Genomic DNA, 17449 nt, shown 5'->3' with positions numbered 1-17449 from the left:
TTTCAATAAAGCGCGCATAAATGAAAAAATTTAAACTGTATTCATTCGCAAATTTAAAAGCGTGTTGTTAAACTAGCTTTTTTTCTTCGGGATTGAGGTTGCGTATGAACCGCCAGGCAATTATCAACGAAATGAAAGTGTTGCCAACAATTGATGCGAAAATGGAAATTACTCGTCGCGTCAATTTCATTAAAGAACAATTAGTCGCATCAGGATTAAACCATCTTATTTTGGGGATCAGTGGCGGCGTAGACTCATCGACCTGTGGTCGCCTTGCACAACTTGCCATAAATGAACTTAATGCAGAGCATGGTGGTGGCTACAAGTTTATCGCTGTACGCCTGCCTTATGACGTGCAAGCCGATGAAGATGATGCGCAAATGGCGTTGAAATTCATTGAACCTAGCGTGCAAGTTTCGACCAATATCATGGCTGGCGCAGACGGTATTCATCAAGAAGCCGTTAGCGTGCTAGAGCAACAAGGGTTGCTGCAAGCAGATAACCATCGCCTCGATTTTTCTAAAGGTAATGTTAAAGCCCGCTCTCGTATGGTGATGCAATATCACTTAGCTGGTATTTTAGGTGGTTTGGTTATTGGCACCGACCACAGTGCGGAAAACATCACTGGCTTTTATACCAAATGGGGTGACGGGGCTTGTGATATGGTACCTCTGTTTGGCTTAAGCAAGCGCCAAGTTCGTCAACTTGCTAGTGCACTTGGGGCGCCAGAAAAATTAATCACCAAAGCGCCTACGGCGGATTTGGAAGAATTAGAGCCTGGTAAACCCGATGAAACCGCATTAGGTCTTAGCTATGATCAAATCGACGATTTCTTAGAGGGCAAAGATGTGGCAGACAATGTTGAACAAACACTGATCAACATCTACTTGAAAACCCAACATAAACGTCAGCCGATCCCAACCATTTACGATTAAGGTGCCTAACTCGCTAAACGGCTGTATTGAGCCATAAAAAAACGCCCTGCTGGGCGTTTTTTATTATCCGATTTGGATATGCTTTGGGGCAAGCTTATGGTTTAGCGTGTTACTCAGTATCTTGCGCAGCTTGTTGCTTAACTTTGGCAAAATCACCGGCAGTAAATACGTTGTAATCTAACTTACCAATATATTTAATAAAGGCTTGCTGCACGTCTTCTTTGGTTAACGCGTTAACTTGTGCGATCTGCTCATCATAAAACGCAAGATCAACCTTTGCTTTACTCGAGTTGTTAATCACACCAGCGATGGCTGCATCACTTGCCCAAGAACGTGTACGGTTACTGATAAACCCTTTTACAGCGCGTTCAAGCTCTTCATCGGTGAACCCATCGGCAACCACTTTTTGAACTTCTTCATTAAAGGCGGCGATTACCGCTTCCATGTTTTCTGGTGCTGAAATAGCCACAGCATAGAAGATACCGGTTTGGTCCAACATGTTAGCTTGCAGACCTGCACCAACAGAATAGCTGTAACCTTCTTTAACACGAATGCGAGCACCGATACGTGAGGTGAATGGGTCACCACCAAAAATGCTATTGGCGATACTCAATGCAATGTAATCCTCATCTTTAACATTCATCTGAACCGGGTTGATGATGTAAAGCTGAGCATTGGCTTTATCTGGCGTTTCCGTTTTAACTTCAGCACCTTCAATATCTTTTAAGTCTGTCGCCATATGTTCGTATGGTGTGTCATTGGTGTACGGCGCTAATACTTGATGCAGCTCGGCAGAGATCTGCTCGGCATCGACGTCGCCAACCACAGTGATATGACCGTTATTGATATTAAAATGTGTCTTATACAGGTCTTTTAATTGAGCTGAATTCACTTCTTTGATTTTAGCGATTTGCTCATCTAATTCCATATAGGCTTTCGGATGGCCTTTCGGGTAGTTGTATAAGGTTTTACGGAAGCTGTTCGAGGCGATAGCCTGCGGATCGTTACGTTGCGCTTCGATACCGGCGATGCTTGAACGACGAATAACCTCAAGCTCTTTATCAGGGAAGGTCGGCGCCGCTAATAGTTCACCTAAAAAGGCGACGGTTTGTTGTAAATTGGTTTTATCAGTTTTGATATTGATGTTGGTTGAACCAGCACCGGTACCGATAGAGATAGAGCTTTTTAACTCATCCAGTTTGGTGGCTATTTGCTCTTTGCTGTAATTGCTGTTGCCTAATTTAATCAGCGCGCCAACAAAGCCGATAGCCTGACTTTGGTTAGCCAAGGTTTGCGCTGTACCGGATGGCAAATGCATGGTAATGATAACTTCTTCACCACGTAACTGCTTCGGATACACGTTAACCTTGGTACCTTCTTGCCATTCTATGGTTTGTAAGCGTTGCTTAATATTTGTCACGGTGTTGTCAAACACTTCACCGGCAGCAATAACCGCTTTGCCTTTATAATCTTTTAGCACGTCATCCATATTTGGCGCGACAGGTATTTCAGCACGCACTGGCTTTTCGGTTGGAATAAAACGCCCCGTGGTACGGTTTGAGGTGACAAAGTACTTCTCTGCCGCAGCTTGTACTTGCTCAACCGTAACTTTTTCGACTTGATCACGGAAATAGAATGTTTGGCGATAATCACCTTTGGCGATATATTCAGACAACTCCATACCAACACCAGTCACATCACGCATCGATTGTTCAGCTTGTTTGGCTAGCTTTAATTTGGCCAGTTTTACTTCTTCTGCACTAATCGGATTGCTTTCGATGTCTTCAACAAGGCTGATCAGTTGCTGTTCCATCTCTTTGGTATCTTTGCCCTTTTCGCCTTGGGCGAATAAGAAATATTGCGAACTATCTTTAAGCATGAAGCTCATATTAAACGCTTGTGTGGCAACACCAGGTTCTACCAACTTCTTCTGCAAACGGCCACGAGTATAATCGCCAAGGATTTCTTGTAATACACGCAATGGTGCGGCATCAGGGTGCAAGCCACTTGGCGTATGATAAGCCAAACCAACGTAAGGGATATCACCCACACGACGCAGGTTTACTTCACGTTCACCATCTTGTGTCGGCTCTACCGTATACAATGGTTGGATTGGTGTTTTTGGCTTCTTAATGGCACCAAATTTTTCTTCGATATGTTTAATGGTTGCTTCTTTGTCAAAGCGACCTGCGATGGTTAACACCGCATTATCTGGACGATAGTGCTTTTTATAGAATTCACGCAAACGCTGAAATGGAAAGTTTTCCACATCTGAACGAGCACCTATGGTTGAGTTACCGTAGTTGTGCCATAAGAACGCCGTTGATGACATACGCGCCAATAACATACGAATAGAATCGTTTTCGTTACGCTCCATTTCATTGCGAACAACGGTCATTTCACTTTTCAATTGCTCTTCGGTAAACGTGGCATTGACCATACGGTCTGCTTCCATACCGATTGCCCATTGCAATGTATCAACATTGGCATCGAACACTTCGAAATAATTGGTGCGATCCAACCAGGTCGTTGCGTTCGTCGACATACCACGCTTTTTAAATTCCGTATCAATCTTCGGGTAGTTTTCAGAACCTTTAAATAGCATGTGCTCAAGTAAGTGCGCCATGCCAGTTTCACCATAATATTCGTGTACCGAACCGACTCGATAAGTCACATTAACCAAGGTTTTTGGTTGTGATGCATCGGCAAAAAGTAGTACTTTCAGGCCATTTTCTAGCGCGTATTCTTCGATACCTTCAACGGTACGAACATACGTCAATTTTTTTGGTTGAGCCGCTTGAGCTTGTTGAGCATAGGCTTCAGATTGAGTTGTATCAGTTAATGTACAACCTGACAGGCCCAGTGCCAACGACACTGACAGACCAAGAATAGTAGGCTTTAAAGATTTCATTGATTAACCTTTTCGTTTTCTTCGATACAACAGTCTTGGTTTAAAACAAGATAAGTTTAGAGTAAAAACTGCTGTGATATCGGTGAGTCCAAATGCACGTAATCGATAACCGCGCTTGGATCATTGTTATTTTTAAGTGTCGCGAACATTAACGCAGTTAAAGGTTTGCTGACAACGTATTAATTGTTAAAAACTATTAAATTCAGCGTAAATAGTTTTTGAGAATAAATTAAAATCCATCATAACTATAATTAGCCACTGATTTCTATACAAAATATTTTTTCGCAGAGATTATTTAGGCGACTCAATAATAGTCTAAATATGAGTTTTTTGCGTATCAATAAATTGCTACAATTTGTCTCTCGATTAGGAAATAACAGATAATTATGACGCTACTGGAAAAAATACGTTGCCTCTTTACCTTTGGCCAAGGTGTGGCATTGCCATTGCCGGCAATACCTGAGGATAAGAATCCGTTCGAACTGTTTTCGCAATGGTTTGAAGACGCTAATAAATCGGGGATTTTACTACCTGAATCAATGTCAGTATCAAGCTGTGATAGTGAAGGACAACCCTCTTCTCGGATGGTTTTATTAAAATCGTTCGATCAGGATGGCTTTGTTTTTTATACCAACTATGGCAGTAGAAAGTCGCAAGAACTGCAACAAAATCAAAAAGTAGCGTTATTATTTCATTGGGGCGTATTGCAGCGTCAAGTGCGTATTGAAGGCGTTGTTGAAAAAACCTCACAACAACAGTCACAACAATATTTTCATAGTCGTGGACGCGGCAGCCAGATTGGTGCCTGGGCGTCAAAGCAAAGCCAACGCTTGCAACACGCCGATGAATTAAGCCAACGTGAAGCGCGTTATGAAGAAAAATTCAAAGGCCAACAAGTGCCGTTACCAGAGTTTTGGGGCGGCTACCGAGTCAAACCCCATGCCATTGAGTTTTGGCAAGGCCGGGCCAATCGCTTACACGATAGATTATGCTTTGAACAAAGCGAAAACGGCTGGCAAACCTTCCAGTTGCATCCGTAATACAGGGTAACGGTATTGGTTAAGATATTGGCGAGCTTTGTTCGCATTGCTCGCGATATTTTGTGTACAGCGTTTGAAATTCCATTTCTTCTTCTGATGTCACGGTGCCATCGATAATTTTGGTGGCCAAATCATTCAATCGTGTTTTATTTAACTCAGACATAATTTAAAACAATGTTGTTATCTCAATATTGCTTATAGCAAACCATGACCTTAGAACAAACAACTAAATTGCTATTTAACAAACAATTAAACAATTGTTGAGTTTGATTTAACGGCGGCCACATCTAGTTAATAAACCGCTGCCCTGCTGACCTATACAAAGTGCCTGACAAATAAAAAGCACCTGACAAATAAAAAGCACCTTTGCAGGTGCTTTCTTATTAAGGTGTTTTGTATCTAGCAGCTTTATATAGCTGCTTAGGCGTCGTAAACGACAACCTAGGCTTGTCTGCTACATGTTAGGGTAGTTCGGGCCGCCAGTACCTTCTGGTGTAACCCAGGTAATATTTTGACTTGGGTCTTTAATATCACAGGTTTTACAGTGCACACAGTTTTGTGAATTAATCACAAATTGTTTTTCTCCGGCTTCATCTTCGGAAATCTCATAGACACCGGCTGGACAATAACGCTGCGCTGGTTCGTCATACTTACCCAAGTTGACTTTAATTGGGATGTCTTTATCTGCCAACTTCAAGTGGCATGGCTGCTCTTCTTCGTGGTTGGTATTAGATAAGAATACGCTGCTAAGCTTATCAAAACTCAACACGCCATCCGGTTTTGGATAATCAATTTTTTGACTTTCACTGGCCAGCTTTAATTGCTCGTGATCAAAACTGTCATCTTTAAATTCAAATGGTAATTTACCACCGAAGATATTTTGATCTAGGGTATTGTATGCACCCCCCCAGAATGTGCCGAGTTTATGCATCACCGCACCAAAGTTACGAGTATTAAATAACTCATCATACAACCAAGAGTCTTTAAACTTATCAGTAAAGGCTGTTAAGTCATTACCGCCTTGATCGTCTGCTGCTAGTGCTTCAAATATCGTTTCCGCCGCCAGCATACCTGACTTCATTGCGGTGTGATTGCCTTTGATCTTCGCGAAGTTAATCGTACCAGCATCACAACCTACCAATAAGCCACCAGGCATGGTCATTTTCGGTAATGAGTTAAAGCCACCTTTGGCAATAGCACGAGCACCGTAAGAAACACGTTTGCCGCCTTCAAGATACTGGGCATATTTTGGATGATGTTTTAAGCGTTGAAATTCATCAAACGGGCTAAGATGCGGATTTGAATAATTAAGGTCAATAATCAAACCAACAAACACTTGATTGTTTTCTGCGTGATATAAGTAACCACCGCCGGTCGTGTCACTTTCTAGCGGCCAACCTGCCGAATGCACAACCAAACCTTCTTGATGCTTTTCAGGATCGATATCCCAAATTTCTTTAAAACCGATACCATAATGTTGTGGTGATTTATCGGCATCAAGATTAAATTCTTTAATAAGTTGCTTACCTAAGTGACCACGACAGCCTTCGGCAAACACCGTGTATTTAGCACGAAGCTCCATACCCGGCATGTAAGAGTCTTTCTGGTTGCCTTCGCTATCTAATCCCATGTCACCAGTAACAACACCAGCAACCTTGCCGTCTTCAATGATCAGCTCTTGGGCTGGGAAGCCAGGGAAGATCTCAACGCCCATGCTTTCCGCTTGCTCTGCCAACCAACGACATACATTACCCATAGAGACAATATAATTGCCTTCATTGTGCATTGTTTTTGGTACCGCAATACCCGGTAACTTAGTACCTTTATTGGCATCGTTAAGTAAATAAATATCATCACCGGTGACCTTGGTATTTAATGGTGCACCAAGTTCTTGCCAGTTAGGGAACAATTCATTCATGGAGCGAGGTTCGAAAACCGCACCAGAAAGAATATGAGCGCCCACTTCGGAGCCTTTTTCGACGACACAAACCATTAATTCTTGGTCTTTTTCTTGTGCCATTTGCATTAATTTACATGCTGTTGATAATCCTGATGGGCCTGCGCCAACTATCACAACATCAAATTCCATAGATTCACGTTCCACGCTAATCCCCTTAAGCTTTTATTTCTGTTACCTTTTTAACAAGGCTTATCAAATTTTAATGCATTATTTATAGCACTTATGCGGTGTAAAACCTATGCATAATGGGCATTAATATTGCCATTTATCATAGAAAGGTCAATTTGCCATTGACCTTTGAACGGCCAGTTAGTAGTCTTTCCGGCAACTTTTACATACGTTTGAACAATCACTTTAAACAGTAAATTCAAACAAGCGTTTGACTATTATCTACAAATAAGTTTATAAATAAAGCTCTCAAGCGTAATTAACGATAAAAAAATATATATACAACAGGAATTCCCGTAACGGGAATCTTACAAGAGGTTGCTATGAAAGTACTTGTTCCTATCAAGCGCGTAATCGACTATAACGTCAAAGTACGTGTTAAGCCTGATAATTCAAATGTTGATCTGACCAACGTAAAAATGGCGATCAACCCATTCTGTGAAATCGCTGTTGAAGAAGCGGTTCGATTGAAAGAAGCAGGCGTTGCTACTGAAGTTGTTGCTGTCTCTATCGGCGACAAATCTTGCCAAGAGCAACTTCGCACCGCATTGGCTCTTGGTGCCGATCGTGCGATTCAAATCGACACAGATCAAAACTTAGATTCACTAAACGTTGCTAAGCTTCTACAAAAAGTTGTTGAAGAAGAGCAGCCGCAAATTGTATTGCTAGGTAAGCAATCTATCGATTCAGACAACAACCAAACCGGTCAAATGCTAGGTGCATTGACGGGTATGCCACAAGGTACATTCGCATCTGAAGTGAAAGTTGACGGCGACAAAGTGTCGGTAACTCGTGAAGTTGATGGCGGTTTGCAAACCGTTGCGTTAAACCTTCCTGCGATCGTAACAACCGACCTTCGTTTGAACGAACCTCGTTATGCATCATTACCAAACATTATGAAAGCAAAACGTAAACCGCTTGATGTTAAGAGTGCTGCAGACTTCGGTATCGACCTTAGCTCACGTACAAACCTTATCAAGGTAACACCACCAGCCGAGCGTCAAGCGGGCATCGTGGTTGAGACTGTTGGTGAATTAGTAGAAAAATTAAAGAATGAAGCGAAGGTGATCTAATGTCTATTCTAGTTATTGCAGAACATGATAATACAAGCCTAAAGGCTGAAACTTTAAAAACAATTGCAGCCGCTGTTGCAATTGGTGGCGACATTGACGTGCTAGTTGCTGGTAGCAACTGTCAAGCGGTTGCCGAAGAAGCGGCCAAAGCCACTGGAGTGGCTAAAGTATTGGTTGCCGATGATGCTGCTTACGAATTTCAGTTAGCAGAAAACATCTCATTGCTAGTGACTGAACTTGCCGGTGATTACTCTCACATTCTAGCTGCCGCTTCAACAACGGGTAAAAACTTTATGCCTCGCGTTGCAGCCTTGTTAGATGTTGCGCAAATTTCTGACATCATTGCCGTTGAAAGTGCCGATACATTTGTTCGTCCAATCTATGCAGGTAACGCTATCGCGACGGTTCAATCTCTAGATAGCACTAAGGTTATTACAGTACGTGCGACAGGCTTCGATGCTGTTGAAGCAACAGGCTCAGCTGAGATTGTTAGTTTGTCTATGGTCACTGATGCGGGTACCTCAAGCTACGTTGGTGCCGAATTGACTGTCTCTGAGCGTCCTGATCTTGGTGCCGCAAGCGTGGTAATATCTGGTGGTCGTGGTATGCAAAACGGCGAAAACTTCCAATTACTCGATGGTATCGCTGATAAACTTGGTGCTGCTATTGGTGCATCTCGTGCCGCTGTTGATGCGGGCTTTGTACCTAACGACATGCAAGTTGGTCAAACCGGTAAGATCGTTGCTCCAGATTTGTACATCGCAGTTGGTATTTCAGGTGCTATCCAGCATTTGGCTGGTATGAAAGACTCTAAAGTCATTGTTGCTATCAACAAAGACCCTGAAGCGCCTATCTTCCAGGTTGCCGATTACGGTCTAGTTGCCGATCTATTTGACGCCCTACCTGAGCTAGAGCAAGCGTTATAACCCAACGCTGTTTATAGTCAGTAAAAAGCCAGCATTTATCGCTGGCTTTTTTGTATCTCAAATTCAAGACATTTGTTAAAATGGCTTATATAGATTGAATTAGTCAGGCAAGAGATATTATGTCGTCATTACAGGATCAACTGTCACAACTGGTGTACTCAACCGATAAAGGTCGCATCAAAGAAGAGAAAAGCGAAGCGGATGTTACCCCAAGCGATGGGTTTGCTTACGTCCGACGTGAAACTAAAGGTCGCAAAGGCAAAGGCGTCGTCACCATTACTGGTTTAGGATTAGACCCCAAAGAGCTAAAAGCGCTAGCGAAAAAGCTCAAGCAAACCTGTGGTACTGGTGGCACCGTGGTGGGTGAAACCATAGAAATCCAAGGTGATAAACGCGATGTAATTAAAGCCGTATTAGAAAAGCACAATTATAAAGTTAAGTTTATTGGTGGCTAAACCAGCTAAGCGATGTGCGTCAGGACAGTGTTAAGACGCTGTCCATTGTGCACGAACCAACTCTTTATCCTGCTCGAAAATACGCCCTGTAAAACATGCCCCCGGCATAACCTTACCAACACCTTTTGGCGTTCCTGTCATCACAATATCACCGTCTTGTAACGGTAAGAATGTTTGTAGTTCGATAAGAATATCGTGCGGTTTATACATCATCAAAGACACCCCACCCTGTTGCATCAGTTGCTCGTTGATGGTGAGCGATAACGATAACTGCTCAAGGTTGTCAAATGCTACAAAATCGCTGAACAACGCCGACCCTACGAACGCTTTAGCTCGCTCCCACGGCAGACCTTTTTGTTTTAAGCTTGATTGCAACTGACGCTTAGTCAAATCTAACCCAAACGCTACCGCAGTAAACCGACCTTGCTGGTATAAAAAACACAGCTCGCCCTCGTAATGCAAAGGCTCTTGATGCTGACTTTGTAATGTTTCGGTTAAGCTCGAGTTAGGCTTAATAAACACCACCATATCGTCAGGAATGTCATTGCCTAGTTCTTTAATGTGTTCAACGTAATTGCGACCGATACAAATAATTTTCGACGGCGCTATGGTTTGCTCGGCAAACTTTATGGTGTTTATCATAAAATGGTTGTGACCTATTTATTGGCTTGTAAAACGAGTTGACTGTAGTCATCGCCGCTAAGTTTGGCTTCAACGATAACCGGTTGATTCATTGTAAACGCTTGACGTAACGTATCAGCAAAATCTTGTTGATTATCAACGCTTAACACCGGCACAGCAAACAAGCTGGCTTGTGTGGTTGGCAAATTAACGCCTTGTTCAATGCCATAATTTGGCAGCTGTTGTTTATCTTGCTTAATACGTATTAACGCCAATTCATCATCACTGAACAAAACAAAAACAATGGCTAAGTTTAAGCGTTTGGCAACGGATAATTCATTGGCTGTCATTAAAAATCCACCATCACCCAACACTGCACATACCGGTTTGTCTGGGCATGCAAGCTTTGCGGCGATAGCACTCGGTATGCCGTAGCCCATTGAAGACCAGCCATTACTCATCAGCTGCAACATAGGCTCGTTTACCGACCATAATTGACCAATAAGATGAGTATGAGCACCAACATCGCAGGTCATAATGCCATCGCTGGGCAATATTGAACGCAAGGTTTGCAACGCACTCACTGGACCAAAATGATCATTATATTGCTCAAACTCAAGGCTCATTGCCCGCTGCAAATCCGTTATTTGTTGAGGTTGCCAATGATGCTCTGGTAATTGCTTGTTGATACGCACCACAAGCCGATTGAGCAGGGCTGCTATGGGCTGCTGATATTGCGCAATCTCAGTATCGCTAAGGCCATCAATGGTTGTTGATACGCTATCGATGCTGATAAGTTTGGCGGCGCTAAGCCATTGAGAATAATTAAATTCAACTTCGTCATAGCCGATGGCAACAACCACATCCGCCTGTCGATAGATGTCGGCTACGCGATCGCTTAAGGCGTGAAACAGCACCCCGGCGTAACTGCTATGCTGTTCGTTTATAGCCCCTTTCGCCATAGGCGTAACCACCACGGGAATCGCCAAAATTGTCGCTAATTGTTCGATTGCTTGTCTTGATTGTTGGTCGAGTGCGCGCAAACCTATCGCCAAAAGAGGCTTCTTCGCCGCCATTAAATGCCGATGTATTGCAATGGCATCTGCGCTTATGGTTGCCTCATCGCGACGGTTGCAATCCACATCATCAGGGAGATTACTCGCTGGCGTATTTGCCCTAGCAGTTTGAGTATTTTCTGCGACGACAATGTGTTTACTGATATTGACCGGTAGGCCAATATGAACTGGGCCGGCAATACCTTGAGTTGCGATAGCAAATGCGCGTTCTATCTGCTCAGCAATATTGGCAGCACACAAACGCCAACTGGCTTTGGTTAGTGGCCCAAACAAGGCTTGATGGTCAATGTTCATCTGCATTGTCCGGCCGATATTATCATCGGCAACTTCATCGGTAAGGGCGATAACAGCTGAACGGTCAAGGAGTGCACTGCCGACGCCAGTACTTAGATTGGTGGCGCCTGGGCCAAAGGTGGCAAAGCACACCCCAGGAGTCGCCGTCAATTTGCCCATCGTTGCCGCCATAAACGCCGCCCCGCCCTCATGTGCCGTTAATACAAACTCAATGCCGTCAATATCATTGATGGCTTGCAAGTAGGGTAAGAAACCGCCACTAGGAACACCGAATATATAGCGTACGCCACGTTGCTGTAACGATTGGATTAACTGATAAGCAACACTGTGTTTTTCGATCATGGTATTTATTCGCTTGTTTTGATGCCGTATGCGCGAAGTTTCATCGCAATTTTATTATGAGATACCTGTAATCGCTCTGCCAATTTACGCGTGCTTGGATACAGGGGATATAAACGCGACAACAATTGGCGTTCAAAGTCTTGTTGTGCACACTGCCATGACTCTTGCTGTTCAACATTGCTAAATAATGCGTTGTTTGCCTGTGGCTTATTTTGCAAACTCTTTTTGTCTTGTAAAAAATGCGCGGGAGCATCAATGATATCGTTATCGGTTTGCGCCGCTAAGCGAAATATGGTGTTTTGCAATTGTCTGACGTTCCCGGGCCAATGGTAGGCAACGAGTTGTGCTTTGGTTTGTTGCGACATTGCCAATTCAGGTTGATTAACCTGCATCGCCGCATTTTTAAGAAAATGTTCAACCAACAGCTCGATGTCACCATGACGGTCTCGAATCGGTGGCAGGTCAATTTGCAACACATTGAGACGATAATATAAGTCCTCACGAAATGTTTTTTGCTCAACCATCTCATCAAGGTTGCGGTGACTGGCACTGACAATACGCACATCCACTTGCCGGTCTTTGACACCGCCAAGTCGGCGTATTTTCAAATCTTGCAGAAATCGCAATAGCTTTGCCTGCAGAGCGGTGTCCATTTCAGCAATTTCATCGAGAAATACCGTACCGCCATCGGCCAATTCCAACAAGCCGGGTTTGCCACCGCTTTTGGCGCCTGTAAATGCGCCAGCGGCGTAGCCAAACAGTTCAGCTTCTAGCATATGTTCTGGCATCGCTGCACAGTTTATGGCTAACATCGGCTTACTGGCGCGTTGGCCATTATCATGCAGCGCCTTGGCAAGTAGCTCTTTACCTGTACCGGTTTCGCCGCTGATCAGTACTGGCAAATCATTGCTGGCGTACTTGCGGGTTAGCTCTTTGATTTCCAGCATCGCCTGAGACTGGCCGATGATGCTATCAAAGCCACTGTACACCCCTTGTTGATATTGACTTAAGTGGCGACCGACATTGAGTAAGCTGCGCAAGACGATAACGGCACCACTGACTTCCTGCTCTGAGCGCACTGGCGTGATATCAGCATAATACGGGTTGCCAGCGAAGTTGATTTCCTGTGTGGTGGATTGGCCACTCAAATAAATACGCAGTTTTTGCTGAATAAACGATTGTAATGGTTGACCGACAAATTGTTCTATCGGCAATGCGACTTGAGTTAACGCCGCTCGATTGGCATTGATAATAAAACCTTTATTATCGATATCAATGATTGGCTCAGGGATATTGGCAAACAAGGCTTGCAATTGTTGTGCTGTTTTTTCACCTGGCAACAATGTAACCGGGTCGATTTTATGAACACCCTCAATGGTTAATATTTGCTTGCTGAGTTGTGTATACGCTACGCCATTATCTTTGATGTGCACATAGGTGTGATTATGTGCGACTTCCATAGCAATGATGTCACATTTCGCCTCGGCAATGACCGTTAATATTTGCTGAGTGATCCCCAGTCTGTTGGTCGATATAACATTTAGACGCATTAGATCAATTCCGAATCACGGTTAACTGGCTCGCCGTATGACGCTGCCAACAACAAATACAGCAAACAACGGACAAGGCAAACAAGCGTAATAAAATAATTACACGTAATAAATTTATTACAACCACTAAAAAAGTCAAGTAAAGATGCAATAAACAGGCGATAAAACAGTCTAAGTAAGCAGGTAAAGGTAAACGATATACATCGCCAAGCCGATTTAATCGACAGATAACAAATTTAATGTAATAAAAATATTACAAAACAATAACTAACCACTTCTAAAACAAACAACACAAACGATTAAGCCATTGAAATTATTAACAATTAAATAATCGGTAAGCATCTTGCAGTAATTACGTCAATAAGCAACGCACATAGATGTACTGGCTACTCGGCCGTTTGATAACAAACACAACAAAAAACAACACAACCGGCTAATACGAAAACCAGTGCAAACAATTGCAACAAATAATGGGGATGATGATGAAGAAACAAATGAATATGGCAACCCGCGCCATTCACGCGGGTAAGCAACACTCTGATCAATACGGAAGTCTAGCAACACCTTTGTACCAAACCTCAACCTTCGTATTCGATTCAGCAGCGCAAGGCGCAGAGCGATTTGCCGGTGAATCACAAGGGTATATATACACACGTTTAGGTAACCCAACAACCCGTGAACTCGAACTTAAAGTCGCCGCACTTGAAGATATGGATGACGCTGCAGCTACGGCAACAGGCATGGCGGCGGTATCCGCGGCGCTGTTAGCGAATGTTAGCGCCGGTGACCATCTGATTGCCAGCAAGGCTCTGTACGGCTGCAGTTACGCCTTTATTAGCCATCAGCTTACCCGTTTTGGCGTAGAGGTCAGCCTCGTTGATATGAGTTGTGCAGAGAACATCAAACAAGCGATTCAGGACAATACCAAAGCAATATTTTTGGAAACCCCTATTAATCCCAATATGGCGGTCATCGATTTGCAGATGGTTGCCGACATTGCCAAGCAACATAACCTAGTCTCTATCGTCGACAACACCTTTTTAACGCCAATGTTGCAACAACCAAAACAGTTTGGCATTGATGTCGTGATTCACAGTGCAACTAAATACCTTAACGGCCATGGTGATGTCGTTGCCGGCATAGTGTGCGGTAGCAACGAGATGATTGAACATATTAAATTGACCATTTTAAAGGACTTTGGTGGCACCATTAGTCCGCATGATGCATCGCTGATCATTCGCGGTTTGAAAACTCTTAACCTGCGCATGGAAAGACATTGTCAAAACGCGCAGACGGTTGCCGAGTTTCTGCAACGCCAACCTCAAGTTCGCAGCGTTTATTACCCTGGCTTGGCTAGTCATCCAGATCATAAATACATCGGCACGCAAATGCAGGCTGCCGGTGGTGTGATAGCGTTTGAGCTAGCAGGCAGCATTATCGATGGTGAACGCTTTATTAATAGCATGCAGCTGTTTTCAATTGCGGTAAGCTTAGGTGATGCAGAGTCATTAATTCAACACCCAGCATCGATGACCCACTCTCCCTATAGTGAAGAAGAGCGTCGCGATGCCGGTATTAGCGATACATTAATCCGAATCTCAGTGGGTTTAGAGTCCGTTGACGACATTATTGACGACCTAAAACACGCGTTGACAAAAATTGCCCAACCAACGCCGCCAAATGTTGTGAACTTTTAGTCGTTTTCACCATCATACGTAGTGGTGCCTCGAATGCATTGTCTCCCCCGCGTTCAGGCACCAAACTTTTTCTACCATTCTTGTTCTAGCTATTAACATTTACCATTAGAAGCTAATTGGCTCGCCACTTACTATTTGCATAAGGAATGGTGTTAAGCCAATGACACCAATTATCATTAACATAGTTAATATAAACAGCACCGCAGCAGCGACGATTTTTAGATTGGCATTAGGACGAGTAGACGCATAAAAATAAAGTTGCGCAGCCGCCAGTGGTAAAAGAAAACAAGCAAAGGTCCAAATAGTAAAAAATGGATCGCCAAATGCAGGTTTGGCTCCTAAAACGGTCCCTGTGATCATATAACTGAACACGCCTACACGCAGAAACCACTGTGCATTGGAGACAAGAAATAATCGTATAGCCCATTGTCTATGAGTGGCGATGTCTCTATTTATGGCATGTTTAACGGCAAGGAAGGCGAACCCCAAAATAAGAAAACCATTTATACTTGTTCCTATCGCCGACACCGTATCGGGACTCGCGCCGCGAATCCAAGATAAATAGAAGCCTGACATGGCCAAGCAAAACACGGTCGCTAGATAGATATAACCATTTATCTTGTGAAACCTTGGCGCAACCGCCCGCACTTTGGGGATCAATTGCAATGCACCGCCAAAGGCAACAATGCCAGCCCCAATAGTATGCGCTGCAAAAACCAGATTTCCGGCACTGTCACCAGCTTTATATGGGCTACTGCCTAATGCCTCCCAGCGATTCCAGATTTCCATATTATCGTTGATCACTGAAAAGCCGTAAAAGGATAAAATATAATAAAAGAACAACCATTGGCCTGCCATTATCGCCAAAAACCAAAATATTGCGGAGTACTTTAATAGATTATTGGCTAAGGCTAATGTCGATTTTTTCGTTAGCTGGTCGCTCGAAACGCTTTTTTGTTGTTCGCTTGATAACGAAATATTTTTTGATGTTGTTTGCAAATCAAGTTTCTCTATTACATGAAAAGTGTCTGCAAAGTTTCTAAAAAAAGGCCATTAATGTCGTCCGAATGGGCACATTCGGTCTAATTAGTCCGTTAACCGTCTATTATTTCGCCTACTTTTAGATTTGTGGTGCTTTTTTAAACGCGGTCGGGGTGGTGCCTACGATTTTTTTAAAAGCCGAATTAAAGGTCGATTTTGATTTAAAACCCACTTCATAGGCAATCGTTGAAACCAACATGTCGCTATCCATTAGTAGCTTTTTCGCTTCTTCAACTCGGTAGCTATTGACGAATTGAAAAAAATTGGTATTGAGAAATTGTGACAGTGTTTCTGAAATATAATTCTCACTTACTGCAATTGACGTTGATAAGCTATTTAACGATAACTCATCGTCTCTATAGAGTTGCTTTTCTGCCATGGTAGCCGATAACTTCTCAGCGATTTGATGCATTTTTTCCGGCGGAATCACCGTTGTTCTTTGTTGGGTTTGTTGAGCACTGCCCTTTTCCGACTCTCTCAGCTCCGATTGATTAAGAGCAAGGTGCGTAAATGCGATTAAGATTAACAATTCAAATAATGGCAACAGTGTAGCGACAGCAAACCATTTAACGCCAATAAACGTTGCAGCGTAGTTAGCTGCGTAAACAAGCCAAGCTAGCCCCCACAAAATCAACACAACTCGAAACCAATCCATTGAGCGTTTTTCAATGGCAGAGTATTTATCCATTAACTGCTTGCGATGTTGTGCGTGCAATTTTAACGCTGCAAACAAGTATGCAAAGGTAAAGAAAATAAAAGCTACTGCAGAAAACAAGCAGGTATATATGGCTATCTGCCATAGCTCTGGATCACGGGTTGCAGGATCCGCCAAGGCTAGTTTCTGCTCGGCAGTCATGGCGAAAATAAACGGTAACATAGCAACAATAACAACAAGCGGCCCGAGTAGCGCGGTTAAATAACTTCGCACAGAGCGTTTGCTGTCTGCTGACATCGCCGCATAGGCATAAAAATAAAGAGCCGGCCCCAATAGCATTCGAATAGGTAACTGAAAGCCAGCTAACCCAGGTGCAAATCGGTAAGCACCAGAATATATATAGAGCTCTCCTAAAATATGAATGATCAACAGTACTAACAGCCCAGACAAATACATTGTCTGTTTATGCTTAGGTTTGCTAGTGGCTTGAACAAGTGCCGATATAACGACCCCCAACATGCCTGAGTAAAGCACCGTTGGTACTACATCAATTGCCATATTAAATTCCGAATGCCTATTTTCGTGTCGATAAAGTTAACACATCAAGATGATAAACATAATTGCGAGCATAGTTGCAAGCATAGTTGCGAGCATTGATTTGGGATTGGCTTGCAACGTTTTAATATGCAAAGTATGCCATTAATA

The 17449-nt window shown here is 43.3% G+C and carries 14 protein-coding genes; 6 read left to right on the top strand and 8 right to left on the bottom strand.

Translation table 11 applies throughout. The features are described from left to right. The first annotated feature begins 104 nt into the window (after window positions 1–104). Window positions 105–935 carry an ammonia-dependent NAD(+) synthetase gene (gene nadE, locus E2K93_RS13110; protein WP_135439530.1) on the top strand — a complete coding sequence of 277 codons (831 nt, stop codon included), beginning with the start codon at window positions 105–107 and terminating at the stop codon, window positions 933–935. A gap of 109 nt (window positions 936–1044) precedes the next feature. On the opposite strand, the gene E2K93_RS13105 is transcribed toward nadE, so the two are convergent. Beyond that, window positions 1045–3846, bottom strand: coding sequence for a M16 family metallopeptidase (locus tag E2K93_RS13105; protein ID WP_135439529.1), 2802 nt, complete (start codon window positions 3844–3846; stop codon window positions 1045–1047). Between the two features lie 386 nt (window positions 3847–4232). Here E2K93_RS13105 and pdxH point away from each other — a divergent pair, with 386 nt between their 5' ends. Then, window positions 4233–4886 carry a pyridoxamine 5'-phosphate oxidase gene (gene pdxH / locus E2K93_RS13100; protein WP_135439528.1) on the top strand — a complete coding sequence of 218 codons (654 nt, stop codon included), beginning with the start codon at window positions 4233–4235 and terminating at the stop codon, window positions 4884–4886. 19 nt (window positions 4887–4905) lie between these two features. Here the strand turns inward: pdxH and E2K93_RS17720 are convergent, their stop codons facing one another. Next, on the bottom strand, window positions 4906–5049 hold the full coding sequence (locus E2K93_RS17720; protein ID WP_169130759.1) for a hypothetical protein: 144 nt from the start codon (window positions 5047–5049) through the stop codon (window positions 4906–4908). A gap of 291 nt (window positions 5050–5340) precedes the next feature. Then, window positions 5341–6975 (bottom strand): electron transfer flavoprotein-ubiquinone oxidoreductase, encoded by a 1635-nt coding sequence (locus E2K93_RS13095; protein ID WP_135440503.1) that lies wholly within the window; start codon window positions 6973–6975, stop codon window positions 5341–5343. Window positions 6976–7337: 362 nt separating this feature from the next. On the opposite strand from E2K93_RS13095, the gene E2K93_RS13090 reads away from it, so the two are divergent. The 3 genes from E2K93_RS13090 (at window position 7338) to E2K93_RS13080 (ending at window position 9468) form a co-directional block, all read left to right on the top strand. Beyond that, window positions 7338–8087 carry an electron transfer flavoprotein subunit beta/FixA family protein gene (locus E2K93_RS13090; protein ID WP_135439527.1) on the top strand — a complete coding sequence of 250 codons (750 nt, stop codon included), beginning with the start codon at window positions 7338–7340 and terminating at the stop codon, window positions 8085–8087. Then, window positions 8087–9013, top strand: a complete 927-nt coding sequence (locus E2K93_RS13085; RefSeq protein ID WP_135439526.1) for an electron transfer flavoprotein subunit alpha/FixB family protein — start codon at window positions 8087–8089, stop codon at window positions 9011–9013. Before E2K93_RS13090 ends, E2K93_RS13085 begins: the two co-directional genes overlap by 1 nt. A gap of 119 nt (window positions 9014–9132) precedes the next feature. Next, the gene (locus E2K93_RS13080) at window positions 9133–9468 is read left to right on the top strand and encodes a stress response translation initiation inhibitor YciH (RefSeq protein WP_135439525.1); all 336 of its coding nucleotides are present in this window, start codon (window positions 9133–9135) and stop codon (window positions 9466–9468) included. A gap of 30 nt (window positions 9469–9498) precedes the next feature. On the opposite strand, the gene E2K93_RS13075 is transcribed toward E2K93_RS13080, so the two are convergent. The 3 genes from E2K93_RS13075 to E2K93_RS13065 are packed head-to-tail and all read right to left on the bottom strand — an operon-like array spanning window position 9499 to window position 13351. Then, window positions 9499–10107 (bottom strand): fumarylacetoacetate hydrolase family protein, encoded by a 609-nt coding sequence (locus tag E2K93_RS13075; protein ID WP_416316111.1) that lies wholly within the window; start codon window positions 10105–10107, stop codon window positions 9499–9501. Window positions 10108–10124: 17 nt separating this feature from the next. Further along, entirely contained in the window at window positions 10125–11801 is a 1677-nt protein-coding gene (locus E2K93_RS13070) for a thiamine pyrophosphate-binding protein (protein ID WP_135439523.1), read from the bottom strand. Window positions 11802–11806: 5 nt separating this feature from the next. Next, window positions 11807–13351: a sigma 54-interacting transcriptional regulator gene (locus E2K93_RS13065; RefSeq protein ID WP_135439522.1), complete on the bottom strand. Its 1545-nt coding sequence runs from the start codon at window positions 13349–13351 to the stop codon at window positions 11807–11809. Window positions 13352–13830: 479 nt separating this feature from the next. On the opposite strand from E2K93_RS13065, the gene megL reads away from it, so the two are divergent. Beyond that, a complete protein-coding gene (megL, locus tag E2K93_RS13060) occupies window positions 13831–15048 on the top strand; it encodes a methionine gamma-lyase (RefSeq protein WP_135440502.1) in 1218 nt (405 codons plus the stop codon). 105 nt (window positions 15049–15153) lie between these two features. On the opposite strand, the gene E2K93_RS13055 is transcribed toward megL, so the two are convergent. Then, window positions 15154–16047, bottom strand: coding sequence for a DUF2306 domain-containing protein (locus tag E2K93_RS13055; protein ID WP_228445303.1), 894 nt, complete (start codon window positions 16045–16047; stop codon window positions 15154–15156). Between the two features lie 121 nt (window positions 16048–16168). Then, window positions 16169–17302, bottom strand: a complete 1134-nt coding sequence (locus tag E2K93_RS13050) for a helix-turn-helix domain-containing protein (RefSeq protein ID WP_135439521.1) — start codon at window positions 17300–17302, stop codon at window positions 16169–16171. Window positions 17303–17449 lie beyond the last annotated feature (147 nt).

It is taken from the genome of Thalassotalea sp. HSM 43 (assembly GCF_004752005.1).
In the GTDB taxonomy this organism is placed as follows: Bacteria; Pseudomonadota; Gammaproteobacteria; order Enterobacterales; family Alteromonadaceae; genus Thalassotalea_A.
Note: the sequence above shows the minus strand (reverse complement) of the source record. Positions and strands in the feature narration are given on the sequence as shown.

Bases quoted from the DNA above. Each gene is read 5' to 3' on its own strand.
- E2K93_RS13090 (WP_135439527.1), top strand. From the start codon at position 7,338: ATGAAAGTACTTGTTCCTATCAAGCGCGTAATCGACTATAACGTCAAA.
- megL (WP_135440502.1), top strand. From the start codon at position 13,831: ATGATGAAGAAACAAATGAATATGGCAACCCGCGCCATTCACGCGGGT.
- E2K93_RS17720 (WP_169130759.1), bottom strand. From the start codon at position 5,049: ATGTCTGAGTTAAATAAAACACGATTGAATGATTTGGCCACCAAAATT.
- E2K93_RS13105 (WP_135439529.1), bottom strand. From the start codon at position 3,846: ATGAAATCTTTAAAGCCTACTATTCTTGGTCTGTCAGTGTCGTTGGCA.
- E2K93_RS13095 (WP_135440503.1), bottom strand. From the start codon at position 6,975: ATGGAATTTGATGTTGTGATAGTTGGCGCAGGCCCATCAGGATTATCA.
- E2K93_RS13065 (WP_135439522.1), bottom strand. From the start codon at position 13,351: ATGCGTCTAAATGTTATATCGACCAACAGACTGGGGATCACTCAGCAA.
- nadE (WP_135439530.1), top strand. From the start codon at position 105: ATGAACCGCCAGGCAATTATCAACGAAATGAAAGTGTTGCCAACAATT.
- E2K93_RS13080 (WP_135439525.1), top strand. From the start codon at position 9,133: ATGTCGTCATTACAGGATCAACTGTCACAACTGGTGTACTCAACCGAT.
- E2K93_RS13085 (WP_135439526.1), top strand. From the start codon at position 8,087: ATGTCTATTCTAGTTATTGCAGAACATGATAATACAAGCCTAAAGGCT.
- E2K93_RS13070 (WP_135439523.1), bottom strand. From the start codon at position 11,801: ATGATCGAAAAACACAGTGTTGCTTATCAGTTAATCCAATCGTTACAG.
- E2K93_RS13050 (WP_135439521.1), bottom strand. From the start codon at position 17,302: ATGGCAATTGATGTAGTACCAACGGTGCTTTACTCAGGCATGTTGGGG.
- pdxH (WP_135439528.1), top strand. From the start codon at position 4,233: ATGACGCTACTGGAAAAAATACGTTGCCTCTTTACCTTTGGCCAAGGT.